This window comes from Nocardia araoensis NBRC 100135 (assembly GCF_000308435.1).
GTDB classification, from domain to species: Bacteria; Actinomycetota; Actinomycetes; order Mycobacteriales; family Mycobacteriaceae; genus Nocardia; species Nocardia araoensis.
In genome coordinates this window covers 78496-83788 of sequence record NZ_BAFR01000174.1, presented here as the reverse complement: position 1 = coordinate 83788, position 5293 = coordinate 78496, and the positions used below count along the sequence as shown (strand labels likewise).

Here is a 5293-nt window from a genome sequence, read left to right as displayed (position 1 = left end):
ACGCGACGGCTGTCGGTGGTGTAGGGCACCGGGCGACCTGTGCCCTACACCAGTGGCGTTGCTCCGCTCGATCGACTCGAATCAATTCGCTCCACGCGATTACACTCGAGTCGATCGGCGGCGGCGATCGTCACCGTCCTACGAGGTTGGAGGTGGTTTCATGGCGATGCCAGTTCCTCATGGCGACGGCTGGACGGCTGCCGACCTCGATCACATGCCCGAAGACGGATTGCGTTACGAGGTGTTGAATGGTCAGCTCGTCGTGAATGCCGCGCCCAAGCCTCGCCATCAGTTGCTGATCAGATGGCTGGGACGTGCCCTCGACGCGGTGTTGCCTCCTGGCCGCTTGGTGCTCGAAGGCGCCGGCGTGCTGATCGGCGACGACGAGCCGATTCCCGATCTCATGGTGGTGGCCGACTCGATCGATGTCGACGCAAGAGGGGTTCCTGCTCACCAGGTGGAACTGGTGGTAGAAGTGGTGTCCAAATCCACTACGATGCAGGACCGCATGGTCAAACCCGTGGTTTATGCCGAAGCCGGCATCACGAACTACTGGCGCTTCGAGCCCAACGCCTTCAAGGGCCAATTGCCGGGCGAGTCGCTTCCCGTTCTGTTCGCACACGAACTCGGTGCCGACAGCACCTACGAGCTGACCCACCGGGTGTCTGCCGGTGACACCGTCACCTTGCGCAGCCCCTTCGAATTCACGATCGACCCCGCCACCCTCCTGCCCTGACCTCGCCGTAGCGGAATCTTCCGCCGTGGTAATGGTTCCTCTCGCCGCCGGGGGTGATCGTCAGCCGAGTCCGTGGTCCGGTTCGGTGCGAACTGCAATGATGTCGCTATGAGCGCTCCCGACGAGCAACAGGTACTACGTGTGACGGCCGAGCAGTTCGCCGAAGGGGCGACTGCCGGGCTCGGTGACATCGAGATCATCGACGGGCGCGTAGTGCGAATGATGGCCCAAAGCCCGGTGCACAGCCGTGTGGTGCGGCGGCTGGCCGGAATGCTGGAGGCGGCCCGCCGCGATGGCGGGCCGTGCATGGTCGTGGACTCCGATGTGGCCGCACGATTCGCCGACGCGGAATCCGCAGCGGCGGATCGGCGGTTGAATATCCGCTACCCCGACATCTGGATCCGGGACTGCGAGCCTTACGACGTCAACACCGTGCGTGAGCACATTCTGCTGGTGGTCGAGGTCACTTCGGAGTCGACCATCGATGCCGATATCAACGACAAGCGAATCCAATACGCGGCTGCCGGTATTCCTCGCTACCTGATCGTCCGGCTCGATCAGAAGGAAGAACGCATCGAAGAGATCGAGGAATACCGTCTCGATTGGTCCGGCCGCCGCTACCTGGCCCACACAGTCCACCGACGCGTACTGCTACTCGACGACCCGGTCGAGGCAACCGTTCCCTTCGATGTACTGGAACAGCCCTAGCCCGCACAGCCGCGAGTGGCACATGGTTGCGGCAAAGCGCGAGAGACCTCTCCACCATGTGCCACTCGTCGCTGCGCGAGTTTGTTTGGCTTGATACGTCATTTACGGGGGTTGGGGGTGTGGATAGTGTCGGGGGCGCGGCTTCGGTCGCGCGTTTCCCGTCCTTCTCGGTCCGTAATGGACTCGCCCGCACGCGTTTCGCGGGTGGTGCGCGAACTTCACAAGGAAGACATGTCCACGATCGCAACCTCGTCCGGCCTCGAGCCCGACGACTCTTCCGCAAGTCCGCTGCGCGCCGGGCTGGTGCTGTTCCTGGTCAGCGGGGCCATCTTCATGATGATGCTCGACCTGACCGTGGTCTCCGCCGCGCTCGCCGATATCCGCACCGACTTCGACACGTCCATCGACGGATTGCAGTGGGTCATCGACGCTTACGCCATCCCGATGGCGGGACTGCTGCTGACCTTCGCCACGCTCGGCGACCGGTTCGGCCGGAAGCGTCTCTTCCTCGCGGGCATGACGGTGTTCACCGCGTCGTCGCTGGCGTTGGCGCTGGCAGACAGCATTCTTCAGTTGAACATCCTGCGCGCGGTGCAGAGCGTCGGCTCAGCGATGATCTTTGCGACGGCGTTGCCGCTGCTCGCGGTGGCCTACCCCGACGCGGGCAAGCGCGCGAAGGCCATCGGCGTCTACGGCGCCGTCATGGCGAGCGCGACCGTCGCGGGCCCGGTGCTCGGCGGCGCGCTGGTCACCCAGTTCGGCTGGCGCTCGATCTTCACGATCAACGTCCCGATCGGCATCTTCATCGGCGTGCTCGCCCTACTGCGGATGCCGGAGTCGGCGCGGATGGAGGGGCGCAAGGCCGACTGGCCGGGGTCGCTGCTGCTCACCGGTGGCCTGGTGACGGGTGTCTTCGCGCTGACCCGCGGCAACTCGCTGGGCTGGACCTCGGCTGCGGTGCTCGGGCTCGGCGCCGCCGCCGCGGTGTTGCTGGCCGGATTCGCGGCGTGGCAGTTCAAGGCCGCGCACCCGCTGCTCGACGTGTCCATGGTGCGCAAGCGCGGATTCACCGGCACGGCCATCGTCTCGATCGGGCACATGGCGACGCTGATGGCCGCGAGCAACTACCTGGCGGTGTTCCTGATCAACACGCTCGGGTACACGCCGTTGCAGATGGGCCTGCGGTTGCTGCCCGTGAGCGTGGCCGCGCTGATCAGCGCGCCGCTGGCGATGGTCTTCGCGAAGCGGGTGCCGTTCGCGGTCTCGCTGCCGGTCACGATGGGCATGGTCGCGCTGGCCACTTGGCTGATGGGCGACTTCGGTTCCGACGACTCCTGGACGCATTTCCTGCCCGGAATGGTGCTCGGCGGCCTCGGGCTCGGCGCGATCACGGCCGTCAACCAGGCGGCCTCGCTCACCTTCGCCTCCGACGAGAACGCGGGCATGGCCAGCGCGACCTTCGGCACCCTTCGGCAGGTCGGCCTCGCGGTCGGCGTGGCCGGGCTGGGCGCCATGTTCAACCACTCGGCGCGCGGTTCCGCGGCCGACGGGCTGGATGCCCTGCCCGGAGCCGTCCCGCCGGTGCTGCGTGAGCAGTTCCTGGAGGCGGCCGGCTCCGGCGCCGGTCGTTCGGTGGCCGACGGGCTGCCCGCGCAGTTCCAGCCGATCGCGTCGGACCTGTCGCACATCGCGACCTCCGCGTCGATCGACGGGCTGAACTCCATGGTCGGCCTCGGCGCCGCGATCGGGTGCGTCGCGGTGGTCGCCTCCGTGCTCGCTTTCGGCGTGGATCACCTGCGCGGCAAGCGCACTCGTCCCACCCAGGGGGCCTGATCCGTCAGGTTCACACCGAATCGGCACCGCGCCCGCCCAAGTACGCGGCGGGTGTGGTGCCGATTTCGCGTCGGAACGCGGTACCCCGTCGGGCGCCCAGGTCAGCTGGTGCTGCGGATGGCTGTGCGTGACAATCCCGGTTGTCGCCTTGAGCGGGACGACGATGCTCGGATGGCCCTAACAGTCCACCGCGGGATACGAATCCGCTACCACCGCGAAATGCTAGCAACAACACCGCGGGTGGCGGCTGGCCGCGGCCAGTGCGTCGCGGGAGACGAACAGCTCGACGGTGGTCATGGGCGTGCTTGCTGCGCCGGGAGCAGGGTTGTCACCACGACCAATCCGAAGGCCACGAGTGCGCAGGCGGTGCGGGCGAAGTGGAACGCCTCCCAGCGGCCGAGGATTTCGGCGTAGTCGGCGGGTGGGCCGCTGACCGCCCACACCTTGATCTTCTGGTTGATCGGGACATTGCCGAGGCGGGTGATGAGGAACGCGGCGACAGCCAGGAGGCTCGCACTACCGGCGAGCAGGCGCGAGCGGCCGGTCGAGCGGATCGCGAGCACCAGTGTGCTCAGGATGGTCAGGCCCATCGACGACTGCATGACCACGCCGTTGACGCTCATCAAGGCGGTGTGGAAGGTGAAGCGCACATCCAGCGGGACTTTGCGGAAAGCGTAGAGGACGTTGACCGCCCCATACCCGAACGCACCGGCGAGCAGCCCGCTGGGAACCAACGCGAAGGTCCGCGCAACCAAGGGTCTTTCGGCAGTTCTCACGACCGACGCTCTACCGGGGCGAGTGCGAGGAGTTCGTCGACCGACCACTGGTCGTAGACGTGCGCGCCGTGTTTCGCCGCGAGCACGCGTCCGTCGGGGGAGATGAGGAAATCGGCGGGCAGCCCGAGACTGCCGCCCTCGGGCTTGGCGGGCGGGGCGGCCTGCTTGCGGCGCAGAGTCGCGTAGACGTCGTGAGCGACGCCGCGCAGGATGGCGGGCCAGCCGCGCGGGTCGAGCAGTGCGCGAGGTGAGGTCTCGACGCCGAATTCGCGGTAGAGCTTCCGGTCCGGATCGGCGATTACGTCCAGCGGCAGTTCGGCGGTGTATTTGCGCAATTCCGCCGCGCTGGAATGGAAGACGATCACTTCGCGGATGCCCGCCGCGGCGATCTCCGCGTGGCGCGTGACGATCGAGCGCAGGTGCAGGTTGCACACCGGGCATCCGGCGAAGCGCCGGAATTGCAAGTGGATCAAGCGGTCCGGGTCCGGCACGAGGACCTGGGCGCCGGAGACGGTGACCAGGGTCCGGTCGGAAACAGCGGTCGGCAGCGACATCGGGGTTCCTTTCGTAGGTGTACTTCGTACGCCTACGACCAGTATGCGCGTAACGCGTACGCTGTCAATCCGTGCCCCGCCCCCGCTCGCTGACCACCGTCGATCTCGCCGCGGCGGCCCTGGCCGTGCTCGATCGCGAGGGATTGCCGGCGCTGACGATGCGCGCGGTGGCCAAGGAACTGGGCATGGCCACCATGGCCCTGTACCGCTATGTGCGCGACCGCGACGAGCTCGAGGTGCTGGTGGCGGACCAGGTGTTCGCCGGGGTCGATACGTCGCTTCCGGAGGGAAGCGACTGGCGCGAGCGTGCGACGGCCCTGCTCGAGAACATCCGGGACGGGTTCTCGGCCCATCCGGCCGCCGTGCCGATCGTGCTGCGGCGTCGGCAGTCGTCGGTCGAATCGCTGCGCGTGATGGAGACGATGCTCGCCGTGCTCACCGAGGGGGGTTTCACCGGTCGCGCCCGCGTCATAGCCCAGCGCACGCTGATCGCCTTCCTGATCGGCTATCTCCAGAACAAGCACTACGCGCCGCTGCGCGGGCAAGGAACGATCGTGCTGGCCGACCTGCCCGCGGAGCAATACCCGCATCTGGCGCAGACCGCCGGTCAGGCCAAGGGCATGTCGGCCGACGACGAATTCCGTGGCGGGGTCGAGATCGTGCTGCGGGGTCTCGAGCCCTAGCGA

At 67.1% G+C, this 5293-nt stretch carries 6 protein-coding genes; 4 read left to right on the top strand and 2 right to left on the bottom strand.

Features of this window, described 5'->3' with window-relative positions; translation table 11 throughout:
- Positions 1–160 precede the first annotated feature (160 nt).
- The 3 genes from ON21_RS24555 to ON21_RS24545 all read left to right on the top strand — a co-directional run bounded on the left by ON21_RS24555 (position 161) and on the right by ON21_RS24545 (position 3277).
- On the top strand, positions 161–736 hold the full coding sequence (locus tag ON21_RS24555) for a Uma2 family endonuclease (RefSeq protein WP_039801273.1): 576 nt from the start codon (positions 161–163) through the stop codon (positions 734–736).
- 108 nt (positions 737–844) lie between these two features.
- Positions 845–1444 (top strand): Uma2 family endonuclease, encoded by a 600-nt coding sequence (locus ON21_RS24550; protein ID WP_039801271.1) that lies wholly within the window; start codon positions 845–847, stop codon positions 1442–1444.
- Between the two features lie 231 nt (positions 1445–1675).
- A complete protein-coding gene (locus tag ON21_RS24545; protein ID WP_157170948.1) occupies positions 1676–3277 on the top strand; it encodes an MFS transporter in 1602 nt (533 codons plus the stop codon).
- A gap of 293 nt (positions 3278–3570) precedes the next feature.
- On the opposite strand, the gene ON21_RS24540 is transcribed toward ON21_RS24545, so the two are convergent.
- Positions 3571–4053, bottom strand: a complete 483-nt coding sequence (locus ON21_RS24540; RefSeq protein ID WP_218004138.1) for an anthrone oxygenase family protein — start codon at positions 4051–4053, stop codon at positions 3571–3573.
- Entirely contained in the window at positions 4050–4607 is a 558-nt protein-coding gene (locus ON21_RS24535; RefSeq protein ID WP_039801265.1) for a peroxiredoxin-like family protein, read from the bottom strand. Before ON21_RS24535 ends, ON21_RS24540 begins: the two co-directional genes overlap by 4 nt.
- A gap of 71 nt (positions 4608–4678) precedes the next feature.
- Between ON21_RS24535 and ON21_RS24530 the strand changes: the two genes are divergently transcribed.
- Entirely contained in the window at positions 4679–5290 is a 612-nt protein-coding gene (locus ON21_RS24530) for a TetR/AcrR family transcriptional regulator C-terminal domain-containing protein (protein WP_039801262.1), read from the top strand.
- Positions 5291–5293: the final 3 nt, after the last annotated feature.

Excerpts from the sequence above, each read along its gene's own strand:
- ON21_RS24555 (WP_039801273.1), top strand. The coding sequence starts at position 161 with ATGGCGATGCCAGTTCCTCATGGCGACGGCTGGACGGCTGCCGACCTC.
- ON21_RS24550 (WP_039801271.1), top strand. The coding sequence starts at position 845 with ATGAGCGCTCCCGACGAGCAACAGGTACTACGTGTGACGGCCGAGCAG.
- ON21_RS24545 (WP_157170948.1), top strand. The coding sequence starts at position 1,676 with ATGTCCACGATCGCAACCTCGTCCGGCCTCGAGCCCGACGACTCTTCC.
- ON21_RS24535 (WP_039801265.1), bottom strand. The coding sequence starts at position 4,607 with ATGTCGCTGCCGACCGCTGTTTCCGACCGGACCCTGGTCACCGTCTCC.